Annotated in this window: 20 protein-coding genes; 3 read left to right on the forward strand and 17 right to left on the reverse strand. The window is 61.4% G+C overall.

Annotated features, from left to right (window positions below; genetic code table 11):
• Window positions 1-311: 311 nt before the first annotated feature.
• From ACXAG8_RS13655 to ACXAG8_RS13685, 7 genes are read right to left on the reverse strand one after another with little or no spacing between them, the layout of a single operon-like run.
• Window positions 312-1,109, reverse strand: coding sequence for an aldolase/citrate lyase family protein (locus ACXAG8_RS13655; RefSeq protein ID WP_475226420.1), 798 nt, complete (start codon window positions 1,107-1,109; stop codon window positions 312-314).
• A 10-nt stretch (window positions 1,110-1,119) separates the two neighbouring features.
• Window positions 1,120-1,917 carry a 2-oxo-hept-4-ene-1,7-dioate hydratase gene (gene hpaH / locus ACXAG8_RS13660; RefSeq protein ID WP_475226424.1) on the reverse strand — a complete coding sequence of 266 codons (798 nt, stop codon included), beginning with the start codon at window positions 1,915-1,917 and terminating at the stop codon, window positions 1,120-1,122.
• Window positions 1,914-2,768 (reverse strand): fumarylacetoacetate hydrolase family protein, encoded by an 855-nt coding sequence (locus ACXAG8_RS13665; protein WP_475226429.1) that lies wholly within the window; start codon window positions 2,766-2,768, stop codon window positions 1,914-1,916. Before ACXAG8_RS13665 ends, hpaH begins: the two co-directional genes overlap by 4 nt.
• Before the next feature lie 3 nt (window positions 2,769-2,771).
• The gene (locus ACXAG8_RS13670; protein ID WP_475226432.1) at window positions 2,772-4,244 is read right to left on the reverse strand and encodes an NAD-dependent succinate-semialdehyde dehydrogenase; all 1,473 of its coding nucleotides are present in this window, start codon (window positions 4,242-4,244) and stop codon (window positions 2,772-2,774) included.
• The gene (gene hpaD, locus ACXAG8_RS13675) at window positions 4,241-5,224 is read right to left on the reverse strand and encodes a 3,4-dihydroxyphenylacetate 2,3-dioxygenase (protein WP_475226436.1); all 984 of its coding nucleotides are present in this window, start codon (window positions 5,222-5,224) and stop codon (window positions 4,241-4,243) included. Before hpaD ends, ACXAG8_RS13670 begins: the two co-directional genes overlap by 4 nt.
• Window positions 5,224-6,735, reverse strand: coding sequence for a 5-carboxymethyl-2-hydroxymuconate semialdehyde dehydrogenase (hpaE, locus tag ACXAG8_RS13680; RefSeq protein WP_475226440.1), 1,512 nt, complete (start codon window positions 6,733-6,735; stop codon window positions 5,224-5,226). The genes hpaD and hpaE overlap by 1 nt, the downstream gene beginning before the upstream one ends.
• A gap of 8 nt (window positions 6,736-6,743) precedes the next feature.
• A complete protein-coding gene (locus ACXAG8_RS13685; protein ID WP_475226444.1) occupies window positions 6,744-7,133 on the reverse strand; it encodes a 5-carboxymethyl-2-hydroxymuconate isomerase in 390 nt (129 codons plus the stop codon).
• Window positions 7,134-7,229: 96 nt separating this feature from the next.
• Here ACXAG8_RS13685 and hpaR point away from each other — a divergent pair, with 96 nt between their 5' ends.
• Window positions 7,230-7,694, forward strand: coding sequence for a homoprotocatechuate degradation operon regulator HpaR (hpaR, locus tag ACXAG8_RS13690; protein ID WP_475226448.1), 465 nt, complete (start codon window positions 7,230-7,232; stop codon window positions 7,692-7,694).
• On the opposite strand, the gene fahA is transcribed toward hpaR, so the two are convergent.
• The 10 genes from fahA to ACXAG8_RS13740 all read right to left on the reverse strand — a co-directional run bounded on the left by fahA (window position 7,691) and on the right by ACXAG8_RS13740 (window position 18,254).
• A complete protein-coding gene (gene fahA, locus ACXAG8_RS13695; protein ID WP_475226451.1) occupies window positions 7,691-8,929 on the reverse strand; it encodes a fumarylacetoacetase in 1,239 nt (412 codons plus the stop codon). The genes hpaR and fahA overlap by 4 nt on opposite strands.
• A gap of 13 nt (window positions 8,930-8,942) precedes the next feature.
• Window positions 8,943-9,572 (reverse strand): maleylacetoacetate isomerase, encoded by a 630-nt coding sequence (gene maiA / locus ACXAG8_RS13700; protein WP_475226454.1) that lies wholly within the window; start codon window positions 9,570-9,572, stop codon window positions 8,943-8,945.
• Window positions 9,569-10,918 carry a homogentisate 1,2-dioxygenase gene (gene hmgA / locus ACXAG8_RS13705; protein WP_475226458.1) on the reverse strand — a complete coding sequence of 450 codons (1,350 nt, stop codon included), beginning with the start codon at window positions 10,916-10,918 and terminating at the stop codon, window positions 9,569-9,571. Before hmgA ends, maiA begins: the two co-directional genes overlap by 4 nt.
• A complete protein-coding gene (locus ACXAG8_RS13710) occupies window positions 10,915-11,112 on the reverse strand; it encodes a DUF2783 domain-containing protein (protein ID WP_475226463.1) in 198 nt (65 codons plus the stop codon). Before ACXAG8_RS13710 ends, hmgA begins: the two co-directional genes overlap by 4 nt.
• A 3-nt stretch (window positions 11,113-11,115) precedes the next feature.
• Entirely contained in the window at window positions 11,116-12,729 is a 1,614-nt protein-coding gene (locus tag ACXAG8_RS13715; protein WP_475226467.1) for an FAD-dependent oxidoreductase, read from the reverse strand.
• Window positions 12,730-12,835: 106 nt separating this feature from the next.
• A complete protein-coding gene (locus tag ACXAG8_RS13720) occupies window positions 12,836-13,786 on the reverse strand; it encodes an MBL fold metallo-hydrolase (RefSeq protein ID WP_475226472.1) in 951 nt (316 codons plus the stop codon).
• A 29-nt stretch (window positions 13,787-13,815) separates the two neighbouring features.
• Window positions 13,816-15,171, reverse strand: coding sequence for an aminotransferase class III-fold pyridoxal phosphate-dependent enzyme (locus ACXAG8_RS13725; RefSeq protein WP_475226477.1), 1,356 nt, complete (start codon window positions 15,169-15,171; stop codon window positions 13,816-13,818).
• Window positions 15,168-15,827 carry an HAD-IA family hydrolase gene (locus tag ACXAG8_RS13730; RefSeq protein ID WP_475226482.1) on the reverse strand — a complete coding sequence of 220 codons (660 nt, stop codon included), beginning with the start codon at window positions 15,825-15,827 and terminating at the stop codon, window positions 15,168-15,170. Before ACXAG8_RS13730 ends, ACXAG8_RS13725 begins: the two co-directional genes overlap by 4 nt.
• Entirely contained in the window at window positions 15,824-17,311 is a 1,488-nt protein-coding gene (locus ACXAG8_RS13735) for an aldehyde dehydrogenase (RefSeq protein ID WP_475226486.1), read from the reverse strand. The genes ACXAG8_RS13730 and ACXAG8_RS13735 overlap by 4 nt, the downstream gene beginning before the upstream one ends.
• Window positions 17,312-17,459: 148 nt before the next feature.
• Window positions 17,460-18,254 carry an IclR family transcriptional regulator gene (locus ACXAG8_RS13740; protein ID WP_475226490.1) on the reverse strand — a complete coding sequence of 265 codons (795 nt, stop codon included), beginning with the start codon at window positions 18,252-18,254 and terminating at the stop codon, window positions 17,460-17,462.
• A 118-nt stretch (window positions 18,255-18,372) separates the two neighbouring features.
• Between ACXAG8_RS13740 and ACXAG8_RS13745 the strand changes: the two genes are divergently transcribed.
• Window positions 18,373-19,308, forward strand: coding sequence for a tripartite tricarboxylate transporter substrate-binding protein (locus ACXAG8_RS13745; protein WP_475226498.1), 936 nt, complete (start codon window positions 18,373-18,375; stop codon window positions 19,306-19,308).
• A gap of 107 nt (window positions 19,309-19,415) precedes the next feature.
• Window positions 19,416-19,955 (forward strand): tripartite tricarboxylate transporter TctB family protein, encoded by a 540-nt coding sequence (locus ACXAG8_RS13750; RefSeq protein ID WP_475226506.1) that lies wholly within the window; start codon window positions 19,416-19,418, stop codon window positions 19,953-19,955.
• Window position 19,956: the final 1 nt, after the last annotated feature.

A 19,956-nucleotide genomic window follows, 5' to 3' on the forward strand; every position in this document is an offset into this window, starting at 1 on the left:
AAATCGCTCGACAAAACAGCCTACCTTTCCGGTGGGCTGTTTTTGACTGTGGTGCGGACAGAGTGTGAATTCGCTGCGTCTGCGCATGTGGCTGCTATGGCCCGCTTTGCGGACCTCAAATTTGCTTTGCACACAAAGTGCACAGCTTCAGCGGTTACGCAGTTGATCCCGTGGAGCAATATGTCCCTTCCTCCATGGATCACAAGTTCCTGCAAACCGACTTGGGACGTTGGCCCCAACCTCTAAGATACTGTCTGATCGGAATGATCCGAGATTGGATCATCAGGTATATTTCTCCGAAGTATGCTTCGTCAGTCGTTTTCCTGGCCCGAGCCCGAGAGTCGGTCTCTGGCCGCGGCTGACGCACTCCGCATTGTGCGGGCAAAAAGGCTGACGTCGATCTCGGTGGCCATGAAACGAGCGCCCAAGTCCACACACTGGCGCTGGAAATCGGTGTCCAAGGTCAGCACTCCGGCGGCCTTGCCGGAGGCAACGATCCTTGTGATTGCGTCACGGACGGCTGTCTTCACTTCGGGCGCGCCTGCCTGGCCTAGGAACCCCATATCAGCCGCGAGATCGGAGGGGCCGACAAAGACGCCATCTATGCCATCGACGACAAGGATATCGTCGAGCGCCTGAAGCCCCTTTTGGTTTTCCACCTGCACCAGCAGGCAGATTTCGTCTCGCGCTGTGGTCAGGTAATCCGGGATCGCAGCAAAATCAGACGCCCGCGCCAGCGCGGAGCCGACGCCCCGTACGCCACGAGGCGGGTAAGTCACGGCCGCGACGAGGTCGCGCGCCTGATCGGCGGTCTCGACCATCGGGATCAGCAGGGTCTGCGCGCCGGCATCAAGGAACTGCTTGATCATCCACGTATCGCCGATGGGCGGGCGAACAATCGGATGGCTGCCCCGCCCCGAGATAACCTGCAACTGAGCCACGACCGAGCGTAGGTCGTTCGGCGCGTGCTCCGCATCGATCAGCAGCCAGTCAAAGCCGGCACCGGCGCTGATCTCGGCAATGTAAGGATCGGCAAGGCCGAGCCAGCAGCCGATCTGCAGCTCTCCCTTGGCGATGGCGTGCTTGAACGGGTTGCGGGGTGCGGGCATGGCGCGTCCTTCAGGCGAAAGACAGGGCGACAGAGCCGAACCCGCCGAAATCAGCGGCAATCTCGCTGCCGGGCGGGCATTCGACCGGGCGGATGAAGCTGCCCGACAGGATGATCTGGCCCGGCTCAATCGCCTGCCCGTAATCGGCCATGCGGCGGGCCAGCCAGACCACGCTTTCCACCGGGTCGTTCAGCACCCCTGCCCCAAGGCCGGTTTCCTCGACCTCGCCGTCCCGGCTGACGATGGCGCCGATCCAGCGCAGGTCGATATCAGCGGGATGGCGGGCCGCGCCCAGAACCACGCCCGCATTGGCCGCGTTGTCGCTGATCGTGTCATAGACCTTGCGCGTCGCCCCGGTATCAGGGTCTTGCCGGACGATGCGGGTGTCGAGGATCTCGATCGCGGGCGCCACAAAATCGGTCGCGGCCAGCACGTCCTCGCGGGTCAGATCCGCGCCGCTGATGGCGTCCTTCATGACAAAGGCAATCTCTGCCTCGATGCGGGGCTGGATGAAGCGCCCCTTGGGCACGGTTGCGCCGGTGTCAAAGGCCATGTCGTCAAAGAGGATACCGCTATCGGGGATGTCGATATTCAGCGCGTATTGCATCGCCTTCGAGGTCAGGCCGATCTTCCAGCCGATCACCTGGCGCCCCTGCGCCAGCTTGGCACGGTAGATCGCCTTTTGAACCTGATAGGCATCGTCCAACCCCATCTCGGGGTGGCGTTTGGTCAAGAGGCCGATCTGCTGTCCGGTCTCTTCCGCTTTCAAAAGGTCATCGGCGGCGCGGGCGTGATCTTCGGGTGTCATACCACCTCATCCTCGACGGTGTTGCGCAGAGTGCCGATGGTGTTCACCTCGACCTCGACCACATCGCCCGGAGCCAGATAGCGCGGTGGATCGAACCGGGCACCCGCGCCGGTGGGCGTGCCCGTGACGATGATGTCACCGGGCTGCAAGGTCATGAAGGTCGAGATATATTCAATCTCGCGCCGGATCGGGAACATCATGCGGCTGAGGACATCGTCCTGCCGCACCTCGCCATTCACGCGCGTGATGATCCGCGCGTCGTCCAGTTGCGCGGGATCGGTGAAAGGCACCAGCCACGGGCCCATCGCGCCGGAACGGTCCCAGTTCTTGCCCTGCGTGACGTTGAATTTTGCGTGGCGCACCCAGTCGCGGATCGTGCCTTCGTTGCAGATGGTCAGGGCCGCGATATGATCATAGGCGTCCTCTTGGCTGATCCGCCGCCCGGCTTTGCCAATCACGATCGCCACCTCGCCCTCATAGTCGAGCGTGTGGTTTTCCGGTGGACGGATGAGCGGGCGATCATGGCCGGTAAAACCAGAGGCAAAGCGTGGAAAGAGCGACATGTATTTCGGTTGGGCGCTGCCGTCATTGTATTCCGCGTTCCGGTCCGGGAAGTTCACGCCCACGCAGAGGATACGCGGCGCATTGGGCAGGACCATCTCGAACTGGACATCCGTATGTGTGTCAGAGCGGCCAGCGGCGGCCCTCTCAAGCGCCCCAAGCCCCTGGGCCTTGATCACATCAATAAGCGTGGGCCAGTCCGGGAAGGCGTCGTTCAGGGCGATCATGCCGGTCTCGGTGACCGCGCCGTAAAAGTTTTCGCCCGCGGATGAATAGGTAGCAAAGCGCATGATTCAGGCCTCCAACGCAGGGTCGATACCGCCCATGCAGATATATTTGATTTCAAGATAGTCATCGAGCCCGTGGCGAGAGCCCTCGCGTCCCAGACCTGACAATTTAACCCCGCCAAAGGGGGCTTCGGCGGTGGACACAAGCCCGGTATTCACCCCGACCATTCCGTAGTCCAGCGCCTCGGAGACACGCCAGACACGGGCATGATCGCGGCTGTAGAGATAAGAGGCGAGGCCAAACTCGGTGGCATTGGCTGCCGCGATCACCTCGGCCTCGGTCTCAAACCGAAAAAGTGGCGCGACGGGGCCAAAGGTCTCTTCCGTCGCGACGGCCATGTCCGATGTCACACCTGTCAGGATCGTGGGTTCAAAGAAGGTGCCGCCGAGCGCGTGGCGTTTGCCGCCCAAGGCCAGCGACGCGCCCTTGGAGGTCGCGTCGCTTACATGTTCGGCCACCTTCTCCACCGCTGCGTCATCGATCAGCGGGCCAAAGACAACGCCCGCGTCAAAGCCGTTGCCCGTTGGCAGCGTCCGGACCTTGGCGGCGAGCTTTTCGGCGAAGGCGTCGTAAATCCCGGCATGCACATAGATGCGGTTGGCGCAGACGCAGGTCTGGCCATTGTTGCGGAACTTCGCGATCACGGCGCCTTCGACCGCCGCGTCGAGATCGGCGTCATCAAAGACAATGAAGGGCGCGTTGCCGCCGAGTTCCAACCCCAGTTTCTTGATCGTCGGCGCGCATTGGGCGTAAAGCTGCGCCCCCACTTCGGTGGAGCCGGTAAAGGTCAGCTTGCGCACCACGGGGCTGTCAGTCATGGCGCGGCCAATCTCGCGCGACGGGCCGGTGAGGACCGAGAATATCCCGGGTGGAACACCTGCCTCTTCGGCAAGCACCGCGAGCGCCAGGGCTGAAAACGGGGTCTGCGCGGCCGGTTTCAGCACCATTGCGCAGCCTGCGGCCAGCGCGGGGCCTACCTTGCGGGTGATCATGGCGTTGGGAAAGTTCCAAGGCGTGATCGCGGCTACGACGCCGATTGGCTGTTTGACCGAGAGGATGCGATTGTCCGGGGCATGGCCCGGCGTGATGTCGCCATAGGCGCGGCGCGCCTCTTCCGCAAACCATTCGATGAAGGACGCGCCATAGGCAATTTCGCCCGCAGCCTCAGCCAGCGGTTTGCCCTGTTCAGCGGTCAGGATGCGGGCCAGATCCTCCTGATGGGTCATCATCAGGTCGTACCAGCGGCGCAGGATTTGGCTCCGCTCACGGGCCGTGCGCGCGGCCCATCCGGCCTGGGCCGCCTCAGCGGCGGCTATGGCCGTCTCGGTCTCCACCGCGCCAAGGTTCGGAACATACCCGATGGCCTCGCCCGTCGCCGGATTGGTGACGGCAATGCCCGCACCCTCTGCTGCGATCCACTGCCCGCCCACGAGGGCCGCCTCTCGCAGAAGTTCAGGCTTGGACAGACCCAGGCTCATGGCGCGATGATCGGGGTTGCGTTCAGGTCAGACTCCTTGAGGTCAACGCCCGCGAACGCGGTCCCATGCTTGAACCAGCTTTCGGGTGCTGGTGCACCCCAAAGGGTCTGGCGCTGCGGGTCCTTCAGGTCCCATTTGATGGGCTCAAGATCGGGATCGACGGTTTGGTAATCCGAGCAATAGATCTCAATCCGGTGCCCATCGGGATCGAGGACATAGAGAAAGAAGGCATTGGAAATGCCGTGCCGCCCCGGACCGCGCTCAATGTTGGCAACGTATCCGGTCGTCGACATCAGATCGAGCAGGTCGATGATGTTCAAAGGCGTCGGCACCCAGAAGGCCACATGGTGCATGCGCGGGCCGGTGCCGTTGGTGAAGGCCATGTCGTGAACACCACCCTTGCGGTGCATCCAGGCCGCCCAAAGCTTCTTGCTCTCTTCATCCTCGGTGTATTCGGTCACGCGAAAGCCGAATTCGGAGTAGAAGGCCACCGAGGCATCCACGTCATGGCTATAGACGTTGAAATGGTCGATCCGCAGGGGCTTCACCCCGCGATAAAGCGCGTATTTCTGGTGGATCGGCGCGAGCCTGTCCATCTTGTGATAGAATTCGAGCGGGATGCCCATATTGTCCGAGGTCAGGAGCGTGCGACCTTGATAGGCACGCTCCACCCATTTGGTGGGACGGCCCTTGGATTGGAAAAAGGCCTCTGCCTTGTCCAGATCGTCTTCGTCAAAGGTTTTGAAGCCCATGACCTCGACCGTGCCGGGCTGGTCGGATTTTTGCAGGATCACGCAATGGTGGCCCCGCTCTTCCATGGCGCGGAGGTAGACGTGGCTGTCCGTCTCGTCGGTGACCTGCAGGCCGAGAATCTCGGTGTAGAACTTGCGCGATGCGGCCAGATCGCTGACGTTCAGGCAGACATGGCTCAGCCGGATGGTGTTGAAATCGGGGTACAGGTTCGGTGCGGGGACAGGCATCAGAGGGCTCCCAGTTTGGTAATTTTGTGTTGACCAGTCGCAAAGCCGATATGCTTTTGCTCCATATAAAACTCGAAGGACCAATCCCCTCCGTCGCGGCCTATCCCGCTGGCCTTGACCCCGCCAAAGGGCGTGGGCAGGTGGCGGACATTCTCGGAATTCACCCAGATCATCCCCGCCTCCAGCTTGTCGGTAAAGCGCAAGGCCCGGGTCAGATCGTTGGTCCAGACGTATCCGGTCAGGCCGTAAGGGATGTCGTTGGCGATCTGCAGCGCCTCGTCCTCGGTGCTGAAGGGGATCGCCGTCAGGACCGGGCCAAAGATCTCCTCTTGCGCGATGCGCATCTGGTTGTTGGCGTTCGTGAACAGCGTCGGACGGACGAAGTAGCCTTCATCCCCCACTGTGACGCCACCGGCAGCGACGGTCGCGCCGTCCGCTTTGGCGATATCGAAATAGCTGGTGACTTTGTTAAAGTGCTCTTCGGTGACCAGCGGGCCAATCTCAGTCGCCGGGTCCAGCGGGTGGCCCACATTGATGGCGTTCACCCGCTCCACCAGCTTGGCCTCGAATTCCTCCCGGATGGTATCCTGCACCAAGAGGCGCGAGGAGGAGGTGCAGCGCTCGCCATTGATCGAGTAGATCATGAAGATCACCGCATCCAGAGCGCGATCCAGATCGGCATCATCAAAGACGATCACCGGGTTCTTGCCGCCCAGTTCGAGGTGATTGCGCTTGAGCGTATCGGCCCCTTGCTTGGTGATCAGGCTGCCAGTGCGGCTTTCACCCACAAAGGCGATGGCTTTGATCAGCGGGTGCTCGCAAAGCGCTTTGCCCGCCCCTTCGCCAAAGCCATTTACTGTGTTGAGAACGCCGGGCGGCAGGCCTGCCTCCTCGGCGACCTCAACAAGAAGCCGCGCCGTCACGGGAGAGGCTTCGGCGGGCTTGTGGACGACCGTGCAGCCTGCTGCCAGGGCTGGCGCGATCTTCCAAGTCGACAGCATGAAGGGCGTGTTCCAAGGCGTAATCACCCCAACCGGCCCAATGGGCACGCGGGTGGTAATGTTCATTAAAGTCGGAGATTTCAGGTGCTGACCGTCGCGGGCCTGCACGACCTGATCTGCGAAATAGCGGAAATTCTCGGCACCGCGCAATGCCGCCTTGGACATGAACTTGTAGGCCTGTCCGGTGTCCCAGCATTCGCAAAGCGCGATTTCCTCGGCGCGGGCTTCGATACCCTCGGCGATGCGGATGAGAACCTTACGTCGCTCGGTGGCAGGCATATCGCGCCAATCGGCAAAGGCGGCGTGCGCGGCTTTGGCTGCGGCGTCGATATCCTCGGACGCGCCATGCGCCACATCGCAGATCACGGATTCGTCGACCGGAGAGGTGGATTGGAACACTCCCGCGCTGCCGGCCACATCTTGACCACCAACGCGGTTCAGAATGCCGGTATCGCGGAACCGGGCGAGGTAGCCGTCAAGCTTTGCAATATTGTCGTCGAGTGCAGTCATCTTGTGCCTCAGGGTTGGCCCGACAGGCGGGCATGGATGGGCGTGTCTTTCCAGCTGAGCTCCGGGTCGATCACCCGGATTTCCAGCGAAAGGGCAAAATGTGGGATCGAAAGCAGGTCGCTGAGGTCCGCTTGCGCGGCAGCAAAGAGCGCATCACCCGCCGCCTTCAGCGCGGCGGTGTCGCGCCCTGCCCCCACGCTCAGCGTCAAGGCGACAAAGTCGTTCTCTGGATGCCCGTCCGCCACGATGGCGTGATCGGCCTTGTGCGCGCGAATGCGAATGCCGGCGTTTGGGAAGGTTTCGATCTCGAGCAGCACCTGATGCAGCGCACGGCATAGCCCTTCAACATCTGCGCGACGCTCAAGCGTCGGTGAATACTCGATGGACAGATGCGGCATGAATTACTCCCCCTTTTAAAAAATAACATGTTAAATAAAACGACGCTTGTCAATCCATAACATGTTAATCATTGTGCTGGTGAAACGGAGACACTTATGACAACCGATGCCCGTGCCTTGCTCAGAACCGACCGCTCCCTGCCCATCGCGCTCTTGCGCGCGCGGGAAAAGGTGATGGACCGCTACCGGCCATTGCTGCAAAAACATGACCTTACAGAGCAACAATGGCGTGTGATCCGGGTGCTGAATGAGGCCCCCGGGTTGGATATGGGCGCACTTTCGACAGCGGCGAATATCCTTGCGCCGTCGCTATCGCGCATGACCAAATCGCTCGAAGAGCGCGGGCTATTGGACATGCGCCGGGCGCCCGGGGATGGCCGTCGCGCGAGCCTGTCCCTGACGTCAAAGGGCAAAGCTCTGATCCAGACCATCGCACCGGAAAGTGCCGCAATCAGCGCCGAGATCGAGGCGCGGGTCGGCCCGGTTCAGATCAAATCCCTGCTGGACGATCTTTATACGCTGATCCGTGATCTTGACGGCCCGCCCGCGACCGAGAGTTAACTGCGCGCTGGCAGCAACATTCCGGTGCAGTCGCCAAAGCCCACCCGATAACCGTCGCCCTGCGCCGCACCGCGCAGGGTCAAAGTATCGCCGTCTTCGATGAAGCTGCGGGTTTCACCGCTGTCCAGCGTCAAAGGCTCTTTGCCTCCCCAGCTGAGTTCCAGCAGGGAGCCGCGATTGTCCTGCTCCGGCCCCGAGATTGTGCCCGACCCCAGCAGATCGCCGACCCGCATCGGGCAGCCGCTGGTGGTGTGATGGGCCAGTTGTTGCGCCGAGGAATAGTACATTTCGTTGTAATTCGTACGCGCGATAATCGTTTCGATCCCACCCTGCGGCGCAAGCCCGACCTCGAGCGCGATGTCATAGAGCATCGGGCCGGGTTCCGTGAGATAGTCCAAAAGCGGCTTTTTCCGTTCGGGGGTAGACGTGCGGAACGGCGCCAGCGCCGCAGCGGTGACGATCCATGGGCTGATCGTGGTTGCCGTCGCCTTGGCTTGGAACGGACCAAGCGGCTGGTATTCCCAGGCTTGGATATCGCGGGCGGACCAGTCGTTCAAAAGGACATAGCCGAAGATGTTCCCGAAGGCTTCGGCGACGCTGATCGGTCCGGTGGACGGCTGGCCGACGATGGCCCCCATTTCCAATTCGATATCAAACCGCTGCGACGGGCCAAAGCGGGGCGCGTCGTCGTTCGGGCCTTTGAGTTGGCCATGAGGACGGGTGATGTCCGTGCCGCTGATCACCACGCTCGACGCCCGGCCATTGTACCCGATGGGAATATGCAGCCAGTTCGGCGGTAGCGCGTTTTCCGGCCCCCGGAACATTGTGCCGACATTCACCGCATGATGCTTGCCCGCGTAGAAGTCGGTGTATTCGGTCACGTCGAAGGGCATCAGCAGGCTGAGGCCCGCGCGCGGGAGCAAATGCGGATCCACCATCGCCTGCGCGTCGGACCCTTCGCGCAGCATCTCGGTCAGGGTCTGGCGCAACCGCGCCCATTCGGTCGGGCCCAAAGCCATGAAGGTGTTCCAGCTGGCTGTCTTGAGCGTGCCCCCAAACTCCAGCGCACCCGCCTCTTCCAAGGCGTGCAAGTCAAGAACCATATCCCCAATCGCCGTCCCACAATGGGGGGCACCATCTGCGGCGACAAACACGCCATACGGCAAATTGTTAAGCGGGAACTCGGTCTCGGGCGCGTTCGCCCCTTGAACCCAGGAACGGATCAGATCGGACATGGAGTGGTCTCCTTCAAACAGCATCAGGTTGGGCTTCGGGGCGGGCGGCGTCGAAGGCAGGCAGGGCAAGGCAACGCGCCTCGATCTCGGTGAGGCGCGCAAAGGGCCCAAGATCACAGCCCCAGCGATGCGCGTTGTAAAGCTGCGGTACGAGGCAGAGATCGGCGAGGCCGGGTGCATCGCCAAAGCAGAACGCCGTGTCCGGCTCGATGAGCTGCGCGAAAGCCGTAAAGCCCCGTTTCATCCAGTCATTCATCCAGTCGGTGGCCTCGTTCTGACTATGGCCCATGGCCTTCAGTTTGCCGACCACACGCAGGTTGTTCACCGGGTGGATATCCGTCGCAATCGTCAGCGCCGCGGCCCGCACGCGCGCCCGCGCCACCGGGTCGGCAGGCAAGAGTGCCGGCTTGGGGCAGATCTCTTCAAGCCAGTCGAGGATCGCCATCGACTGGGTCAGGACGGTGCAGTCCTCGGTCACCAGCGTCGGCACGCCCTGCCCCGGGTTCAGCGCCGTGTAACCCGGCGCCTGCTGATCACCGGCGACCAGATCAACCGCGACCGCCTCATAGGCGATCCCTTTCAGATGCAGCGCGATCCGGACCCGATAGGAGGTGGTCGATCTCCAGTAGGTGTAGAGCTTCATTTCTTGCCCGGGGTGCCGTCGAATTTCTTCTCGAGCGATGTCCAGCAGTCGATGTAGTCGTCCTGCAAAGGTGCTTCTTTGCCGGCGAATTCGGTCAGGTGCTGGGGGAAACGGGTCTCGAACATGAAGGACATGGTGTGGTCCAGTTTGTCCGGGCCAAGGTTCGCGTTCGAGGCTTTCTCGAACGCGTCCCGGTCCGGGCCATGTGGCAGCATCATGTTGTGCAGGCTCATGCCGCCGGGAACGAAGCCCTGCGGCTTGGCGTCGTACTGGCCGTAAATATTACCCATGAGCTCGGACATGATGTTCTTGTGATACCAGGGCGGACGGAAGGTATCTTCCATGACCATCCAGCGCTCGCGGAACAGCACGAAGTCGATATTGGCCGTCCCGGGCACGCCCGATGGGGCCGTCAGCACGGTGAAGATCGACGGGTCCGGGTGATCAAACAGGATTGCGCCGACTGGGCAATAGTTCCGCAGGTCGTATTTGTAGGGCGCATAGTTGCCGTGCCAGGCCACCACGTCCAGCGGGCTCTGCCCGATCTGGGTCTCGTGGAACTGGCCCGCCCATTTCACGGTCAGGGTGGATGGCACCTCGCGGTCCTCAAATGCCGCGACAGGGGCCTTGAAGTCGCGCGGGTTGGCCATGCAGTTCGCACCGATAGGTCCACGGCCCGGCAGATCGAACTTCTGGCCATAGTTCTCGCAGACAAAGCCACGGCAGGGTCCTTCCAGAACCTCGACCCGGTAGACCAGACCGCGCGGGAGGATGGCGATTTCCTTTGGTTCGATGTCGATGATGCCCAGCTCGGTTGCAAACCGCAGCTTGCCCTCCTGCGGCACCACCAGAAGCTCGCTGTCCGCGCTGAAGAAATAGGCGTCTTTCATGCTCTCGGTGACAAGGTAGATATGGGCGGCCATTCCCACTTGCGTGTTCACGTCGCCCGCGGTCGTCATGGTCCGCATGCCCGTCAACCATGTGAGGGCTTCATCGGTATAAGGAACCGGATTCCAACGATATTGCCCGAGGCTGGTGACATCCTCGGGGATGTGCGGGGCCGATTTCCAATAAGGCAGGTCGATCCGCTCATAGCGCGCGGAATGTTTGACCGAAGGGCGGATGCGATAGCACCAGGTCCGCTCGGGCCTTTCGGCGGTGAAGGCGGTGCCGCTCAGCTGCTCGCCATAAAGGCCATAGTTGCACTTTTGCGGGCTGTTCATGCCCTGTGGCAAGGCGTCGGGCAATGCCTCGGTCTCGAAGTCATTGCCCCAACCGGGCATGTAACCGGGTTCGCTGAGGCTTCCATCGGCTTGAATCAGATTGCTTGTCTGCGGGACATTCATGATGCGTCTCCCTTGGTTGCGGCGGCCAGCGCCTCGGTCAGCACGGTGCGGTCGCCGATATGATTGGCAAGGATCAAAACCAGACGGGCATTGAGTGCTGTGCTCGCCTCGTCGCTCAAGCCCTCGTGGGCGCCGAGCAGTTCAGCATAGAATCCGTCCGGGTCGGGGATGTTTGGGGCGGCGTTCAGAGCCATGGGTCAGTCCTTTCCAATGGCACGGGCAACAGCGGCAGCCACCGCCGCGTCGTCAAAGTCAGGCCAGCGCGCGGCCACGTGCTGATCGGGGCGGATCAGGTAGACAGCACCCTTCGCCTCTCCCAGATACCGGTCCGCGATGTCGCCCTCCGCAGGCACATTCAGGCTGCGCAGCGTCAGCCCTTCAGCCTCCAATTGATCGGGCACATCAATGCCCACGCCCAAAAGCACAAAGTCCCCACCCAGATGATCCAGCAGGAACCCGTCCTCAAAGGGCGCATCCGGGCAAGGCGCACCGGGGCGCGTGCGGGCGGGACCATCCGGCAGCGCATCGGGTGTGTTCAGCGGTAGGCCGTCATAGACGCAAGGCATCGACAGCCGCCCGGAATTGACCAGCGGCCGGGCAAAGGCGTGATCTTCGGCCAGATCCAGCACCGCGTTGCGGAAGACATGGCTGATCTTCGACTTCGGGGTGATGAAGTCCGTCGAGCGCGAGGAATTCAGGATGTTCTCGTCGGCGCCATGGCGACGTTCAAGGTCATAGCTGTCGAGCAGGCTCTCGGGAGCGGTGCCACTCAGAACCAGCCTCAGCTTCCAGCCAAGATTGTCCACATCCTGAATGCCGGAATTGGCCCCCCGCGCGCCAAAAGGCGAGACCTGATGGGCGGCGTCCCCGGCAAAGATCACTCGGCCATGGCGGAATTTCTTCATCCGGCGGCACTGGAAGGTGTAGATCGAAGTCCAGACAAGGTCATAGTCCACATCCGGCCCCAGCATCGCATCGAGACGGCGGCGGATGTTTTCCTCTTTCAGCTCTTTCTTGCGGTCGATATCCCAGCCCAACTGGAAGTCGATCCGCCAGACCCCGTCGGGCTGTTTGTGCAAAAGCGCCGAGTCGCCGGACTTGAAATGCGGCTCGAACCAAAACCAACGCTCGGTCGGGAAATCCGCTTTCATGGTGATGTCGGCGATCAGGAAATTGTCCTCGAACACCCGGCCTTCGAAATCGAGGCCCATCATCTTGCGCAGCGGGCTGGAGGCACCGTCGCACCCGATCAGCCAATCAGCCTCAATCTGGTAAGGGCCATCCGGAGTGGTGATGTCGATCACCACGTGATCGTCCTTCACATCGACAGCATCCACCCGGTTCTTGCCGCGCAACTCAATCGGCGCGCCCTGCGCTTGCGCCTCGCGTACGCGTTCCACAAGGAACCGCTCGAAATAGGGCTGTTGCAGGTTGATAAAGGCCGGACAGCGGTGACCGTCTTCGGGCAGCAGGTTGAACTCATAGACCTGCCGGTCGTCATGGAACACCTTGCCGACATTCCACAGGACCCCCTTGTCCAGCATTGGCTGGCCGCAGCCATAGCGATGGGCGATCTCCAGCGTGCGCTTGGCAAAACAGATCGCGCGTGACCCCTGCCCCACCCCTTCGTGATCGTCGAGCAGCACAACCGGAATACCCTGCAACCCCAGGTCCAGCGCCGTAGCGACCCCGATCGGGCCGCCGCCCATCACCACCATCGGATGACGCACCGGGGCGTTGGCGTCCTGATCAGAGGAGCGCTCATAGGGATAGAGCTTGAAGGCAAGCTGATACCGGTCGTCGAGTGGCATGGTTCATCCTCCCAGATTGATGTCCCGTTCGTTTATTTTCCGGGCTCCGCCGGTTCGCTCCTCAAAAGGTCCGCCGGACCTTTTGTTGCCTTCGGCAAACCGGACCTCACCCCTGCAGTGCCTCCCACATCTCCAGATCGCGCTTGTCGGTCCAGATGCGCGGATGGGCGATCCCGCGGGCCTCGTCATAGGCGCGGGCCACATTGAACGGCAGGCAGTGTTCGTAAATGGCGTAGTCCTTGAACTTCGGATCGCAGGCCGCGCGCACCGCGTCCCATGCGTCCTTCAGCGAGCCGCCTTTTGCGGCAATCGGCTTCACCGCGTTATAGGTGCTGTCCACAAAATCGCGGGTGTTGGCCAGCGCCGCATCCACCATCTCGCGCCCCACCAGCGCGTCACCACGCCCCGGTGCGATAAACTGCGGATCATAGGCTTTCACGTTGTCGAGGGTCTGGCCCCATTCCTCATAATGACCATCGCCGCAATAGCAGGCCGAGTGATATTCCACGATATCGCCGGTAAACATGGTGGCCGCGTCGGGCACCCAGATCACGCTGTCGCCCGCGGTATGGGCGCGCCCGATCTGCTTGATCACCACTTTGCGCTGACCCAGATAGACGGTCATTTCATCGCTGAAGGTCGTGGTGGGCCAGGTCAGGCCCGGGATACTCTCGTGCCCTTCAAAAAGACGCGGGAAACGCTGGAACTCGCTGTCCCAATCCTCTTGTCCGCGCTCGACCACCATGGACCGCGCCGTGTTCGACATGATGATCTGATCGGCGTTGAAGGCAGAGGCACCAAGGACGCGGACCGCATGGTAATGGGTCAGAACCACATGAGAAATCGGCTTGTCCGTGACGGAACGCACGCAGTCGATCACCTTCTGCGCAAGACGCGGCGTCGCCTGCGCCTCGACAATCATCACGCTGTCATCACCGATGATCACACCGGAATTGGGATCCCCCTCAGCAGTGAACGCATAGAGACCTTCGCCCACTTCCGTGAACGACGTTTTCTTTTCGGTCATGTCGCCTTGCGATGCGAATGCCTTGGCCATGGTGGTTCCTCTCTGTGGTGTTCAGTTACTCAGCCGTGGGATGCAAATCCGGCGGCGAGCGCGGTCAGAATTGTATTAACATCGGCCTCGGTCAGAACCAAAGGCGGAGACAGAATGATATTATTGCCAGACACCCGCACCATCGCGCCATTCTCATAGGTGGTGCGGTGCACCTTGCCGATTGTCTTCTTGTCGATCGGGGCCTTGGTGGCGGGATCAGCGACAAGCTCCAGCGCGCACATCAGACCATGTCCACCGCGCACATCGCCGATCAGGGCATGCTTTTCCTGCAACGCCAACAACCCTTGATAAAGCTGCTTGCCGCGCGCGGCGGCGTTGTCCTTGACCTGAAGGCGCTCGGTTTCCTTCAGGCAGGCGATGGCGGCCGCAGCCCCGACAGGATGCCCGGAATAGGTATAGCCTGACCCGATAGCAGCCTTGCCGCTGGCATCGCTTTCGAACACCTCTGCAACCGCGTCCGAGATCATGACGGCACCAAAGGGGAAATACCCGTTGGTGATCGCCTTGGCGGTGCACATCATGTCTGGCTGCACACCCCAATGGCGCGACCCGCTCCAGCTACCCGTGCGGCCAAACGCGGTGATGACCTCATCCGCGATAAGCAGGATACCATGTTTCGAACAGATCTCGCGCACCCCGGGCATGAAGCTTTCGTGGGGCGGGATCACACCGCCAGCCCCAAGGATCGGCTCCATGATGAAGGCGGCGATCGTGTCTGCGCCTTGAAACTTGATCTCGTCCTCCAGCGCAGCAAGGCACAGCTGCGCCAGCCGCTCAGGATCGGTTTCATTGAACGGGTTGCGATAGGTGTAGGGCGCCGGGATGTGGTAGCAGCCCGCCATCAGCGGTTCGTATTGGGTGCGAAAATTGGCGTTCCCGTTGACCGACGCGCCCAGCGTATGGGTGCCGTGATAGCCCTTCTTGAGGCTCAGGAACTTCACCCGTCCCGCTTCGCCCCGCACCTTGTGGTACTGGCGTGCCAGCCGCAGCGCGATCTCGACGGAATCCGACCCGCCGGAGGTGAAAAACGCGCGGCTCAGCCCATCGGGGGCGAAGAACTCTTGCAGCATATAGCTGAGTTCGATCACCGCATCGTTCGAGGTGCCGCGAAAGATCGAATAATAGGGCAGCTTGTTCAGCTGCGCCGAAATCGCCTCTTTCACCGGGTCGCAGGAGTAGCCCAGATTGACGTTCCAGAGCCCGCCGACAGCATCGACTGTCCGGTGTCCGTCTACGTCAATAATTTCCACGCCTTCGCCTTCGGTGATGATATCGGGCGGATTGGCGAGGCTGTCAGCGGGATGCGCCATCGGGTGCCACAAGTGTCGGGCGTTGTTTTCCTTGAGGAAATTCATGTCTTTCATGGCAGCACCTTTTCGCTTTGCAGCATCTCCAGCGCCTCGGCATAGCTCTCGCCCGGCTGGGTAACGTCAAAATGGACAAAAGGCATGCCGACGGCTTCAGCGCCCTTCAGGTTTTTCTGCTGGTCGTCAACAAACACGCAGTCGGGCGCGGGCATCCCAAGGCCATCAGTGACAAAGTCAAAGGCCCGCGTGTCAGGTTTCAGGATTCCGGTATATGTCGCATCCACGATCAGGTCGAAATCGGCGAGGAACGGCAGCTTGGCGCGGAAATCCTTTCCGTAAAAAAGGTCGAGCTCATTCGACAGGATCGCGAGGCGGTGGCCCTCGGCCTTGGCCTGCGCGATGGCGGCAAGCGCCTCGGGACGGATCACCGCCGCTGGATCAGCCCCGCGCACACGGGCGATGAACTGCGGGAACTCTGTCCATGTCTCGCCCACCAGAGCGCCGGTCTCGGACATGCGCAACGTCCAGTAGTCGCGCTCGGTCATCTCGCCGGCCTGCATCGCCCGCCAAGGTGCATCGTTTTCGGGATCAAACGGCCCGCGCCAGTCCAGCGTGCCGGGTGCGAGGCCAAGCGCCTTTTCGGACAGGTCGTGGGTCTCGAACAATGTCTTCGAAATCACGCCGCCAAAATCGAGGACAAGGGCCTTCGTCATAGCTTGATCCACGCGGTTTTGAGGTCAAAATACTTGTCGAAGGCATGCAGCGACTTGTCATGCCCATTGCCGGATTGTTTGACGCCGCCCAAGGGCACGGTCACGTCCGCGCCGCCATAGGTGTTGACATGGACAACGCCCGCTTTGATCGCCCGCACCATCCGGTGCGCACGGCTGAGGTCGGCCGTCCAGACTGCCGCAGCCAGACCGAAATCGGTGTCATTGGCGATGCGCACGGCCTCGTCCTCGGTATCGAAGGGGATGACCGCCAGAACCGGCCCAAACACCTCGTGCTGGGCCACCGCATCCTCAGGCTGCACCCCCGCCACGATTGTCGGTGCCATGTAGAAACCGCCGGTCTCTTGAAGGATCCGGTCACCGCCTGTCACGATCTGCCGTCCTGCGGCTCGGGCCTCTTCGACAAAGCGCAGGTTCTGTTCCAACTGCCGTTCTGAGTTGATCGCGCCTGCGGAGGTCTTGGGATCAAGCGGGTCGCCCACCTTCATCGCCTCGGCGTGCGCTTTCAGTTTTTCAACAAAGGCGTCGTGAATGCTGCGCTCGACCAACAAGCGCGAGCCGGCGACACAGACCTGCCCGGAATTGCGGAAAATCCCTTGAGCCGACACTTTCGCCGCCTCATCGAGATCCGGCGCATCAGCAAAGACGACATTGGGAGACTTGCCGCCCAGTTCCAGATAGACGCGTTTGAAGTTCGACCGTGCAGAGGCTTCCAGCAAACGCCGCCCGGTTCCACCAGAGCCGGTGAAAACCAGCACATCCACATCCATGCTTTCAGCGATGGCCGCGCCGACCACTGCCCCTTCGCCCGTGACGACGTTCAGCACGCCAGCGGGCAGGCCCGCCTCCAGCGCCAGCTCGGCAATCCGAAGAAGCGTCAGCGAGGCTGTTTCGGCAGGTTTCAGCACTACACTGCACCCGGAAGCGAGCGCTGGCCCCAGCTTCCATGCGCCGATCATAAGTGGGAAATTCCAGGGCACGATGGCCCCGACAACACCCACAGGTTCTTTGTGGATCAAGCCAAGGGTGCCGGGCGCAGTCGGCGCGATCTCACCATAGATCTTGTCGATTCCTTCGGCGAAGTAACGAATCGTTCCGGCGGCCGACATCGGCTCGGCCTTCAGCGCCATTGAGATTTCGGTGCCGTTGTTGCGTACACCGAGGACTGCCAGCTCAACCGCGTGCGCCTCGATCAGGTCGGCCCATTTCAGCAGGACCTTCTTGCGCGCGGCGGGCGCCAGACCCGACCAGCGGCCATCGTCGAAAGCGCGCCGCGCTGCAGAGACCGCAGCCTCTGCGTCGTCCTGCGTACCGCGCGGCATCGTCGTGAGCACCGCGCCGTCCAATGGCGAGATCACATCCATCAACGCGCCATTACTTGCCGCGCGCGCTTCGCCATCGATCAGATGAGATGCCGGCGGCACAGGTGCCGAGGACAGATTCTGGAGCAGTGCTTCGTTTAACATCGGTTCATTTATCTCACCATCGTTTCATATAGCGTTCCAGATGCCTGCGCTTATGTCAATCTGAATCTGAAACAGAACAACCAACCCCAAGCACCGGAGCGCCGACACTTGGGGCAATGACAGGTAAGACTGACTGAAATTCGTGGACTTAGCCTTCAGCCAATAGAGGCGCGATCAAGTCGACATAGGACCGGGGCCGCTGTCCGCCCAGCCCGTCCGTAATTGCCGAGGCTGCGCGCAAAACCGCACCTATGGTGAGCTGACGTTGCGCATCTTTCATTCTATGGGAAGGCGTCGACACCGACACAGCGCCACAGGCCACGCTGGCCCTGTCAAATATTGGCGCGGCGATGCCGTGCACGTCCTCCTCATTTGTCTGGTCCGATTCGGAGAAGCCTTTTCCCTGCGTCACGTCCACCCGTGCGCCCAACTCCGATGCTTCGGTCACCGTGAACCTGGTTTTGGCCTCAAGAGCGGAGGAAAGAACACGCTTCAACAAAGCGTCGCCGCCAAAGGCCAAGACCGCGAGACCCGACGCCGTGCTGTGAAAGGGCAGAACCTCCCCCGCGACCAGCGAGACCCGACTGCCCTTCTTGCTTTCGCAAGTGGCAATGTTGGCCAGTGCACGCCCGGAGATGAGCGAGGCATGCGCCGTCTCGCCAGTCTCTGTAGACAGGGCATCCAGAATGGGCTGAACGATGGAACTGACAGGAAAGGCAGTCTCCCTCACACGCGCCAGGCGCAGGACCCCTGCACCTAATCGGTAAAGCCGAGAATCAACCTTCTGTTCAACCAACCCGGTTTCCGCCATCGCCCCCAGCATCCGATGAACGGCCGCCTTGTCGACGCCTGACCTGCGCGCCAGCTCTGACAGGCCCAATTCCGGCTCATCCTCGGAAAAATGCTCCAGCAGCATCAGGGCTTTCACGACAGTGGACGACATGTGTTCTCCTTTTGACTGTGGCGGCGCAACCGCCTCGATACTGGATCGTTGACAGGAAACAGTCCATTACGTTAATATCACCAGTGTTGATAATATAACACCAATAGGGAAGTCGTCAATGACCAAAACGAAATTCATCCTCGCCAGCGCGCTGCTTGCCGCAGTCGCGGCTCCCGCACTCGCAGAATATCCTGAGAAACCCGTCAGCTTTGTCGTCCCCTTCCCTCCGGGTGATCTCGAAGACGTACTGACGCGCATGATCGCCGAAGATTTCGAGGCCGAGTACGGCGTCGCGGCGGCCGTTGTGAACCGCCCGTCTGATGGTGGCCCGTTCCCCGGTGCGGCCTCGGTGGCCAACGCGCCGGCAGATGGCTACACGATCGGGTCATTCGTCGTGGATGTGCCCGTCGTTGGACCGCACGTTGGTGTTCCCGGTCTAAACCCCGACCCGTTCGAGCCGCTGGGCATTTTCCTGACCTATCCCTTCGTGATCGCCGCCAGCGCCGACAAGCCTTACGCGACGATGGAAGAGTTGGCCGCCCAATCCGCCGACAACCCCCAGATCCTTGGCCATTTCGGGTCCTTCCTTCTGCCAACGCAGGCGACCTTTGCCGCGGCAAAGGAACTGGGCTTCGAATGGGGCGGTGAAGCCTCCGCTGGCGCACTGGATTGCAACTCGCTCGCCTCAGGCGATTTCGACGTGATCAATACGACGATCCAGCAGATCATGCCCTGTCTCGACAACGTGAACATTCTGGCGACGATCACCGAGAGCCCGATCTCGGTTGTGCCGGACGCGCCGACCCTGTCGTCGATCGCGCCCAGCCTGAACATTTCGCTTTGGAATGGACTGTTCGTGCACAAGGACACGCCTGCTGACGTGCGCGAAAAGATCATCGCCGTGGCCCAGCAGACCATGGCGTCTGATCGCGCCGTGGAACTGGCCGCGCAGACCGGCGCGATCATCTACTGGCAGGATGCCGATGCCTCCACTGCCAGGATCGCGTCTGATATCGCAGTTTCTGATGCCATCAACGCGATGATCGCGAAATAACCCGTCCAAACCGGCCGCGTCTGTACCCGGGCGCGGCTGAACTTCCAAACGACGCACCCCGCTTCGCACCAACCGAGGCGACTGGATGAGCTTTGCCCGGAGGACCGATGAGCACCCACGCACCAGACGAACCCCATGTGTTTCCCGAGGGCCGGAAGCCGGGCGAAATGCTGTTCAGCATGCTTTTGCTGATCCTGGCCGGCATCCTGATCGCCGCCCTTCCCTGGCAGACCACCTGGCTCGATGGTAAAGGCCTCGCAGCGCAGCCGCGGTTTTGGCCCGCCTTGTCGCTCGGCGGCGTGATCCTGTTCGCAGTGCTTCACAAACTGTCTCGTCGCAAAGTCGACAGAACCCCCGGGCGCTGGAAAGAGGGGCTGACCTGGGTCCGGTCGCTCGAATTCATCGGCTGGTACATGCTCTATGTCGCGGCGATCCCGGTCATCGGATATCTGCTCGCCACCGTCGTCTTCTGTACGCTGCTGACTCTCCGGGTTGGTTATCGTGGCAAGGCTGTGCTCTGGGCCGCGCTATTCGGACTCTTCGTCGTGCTGTTCTTCAAGACCGCCATGAACGTGAAAATCCCCGGCGGGGCGATCTACGAACTCGCGCCCGAGGGCATTCGCTACATTCTCCTGCGCTACTTCTGAG

Source organism: Ruegeria sp. ABD4_443, assembly GCF_056160865.1.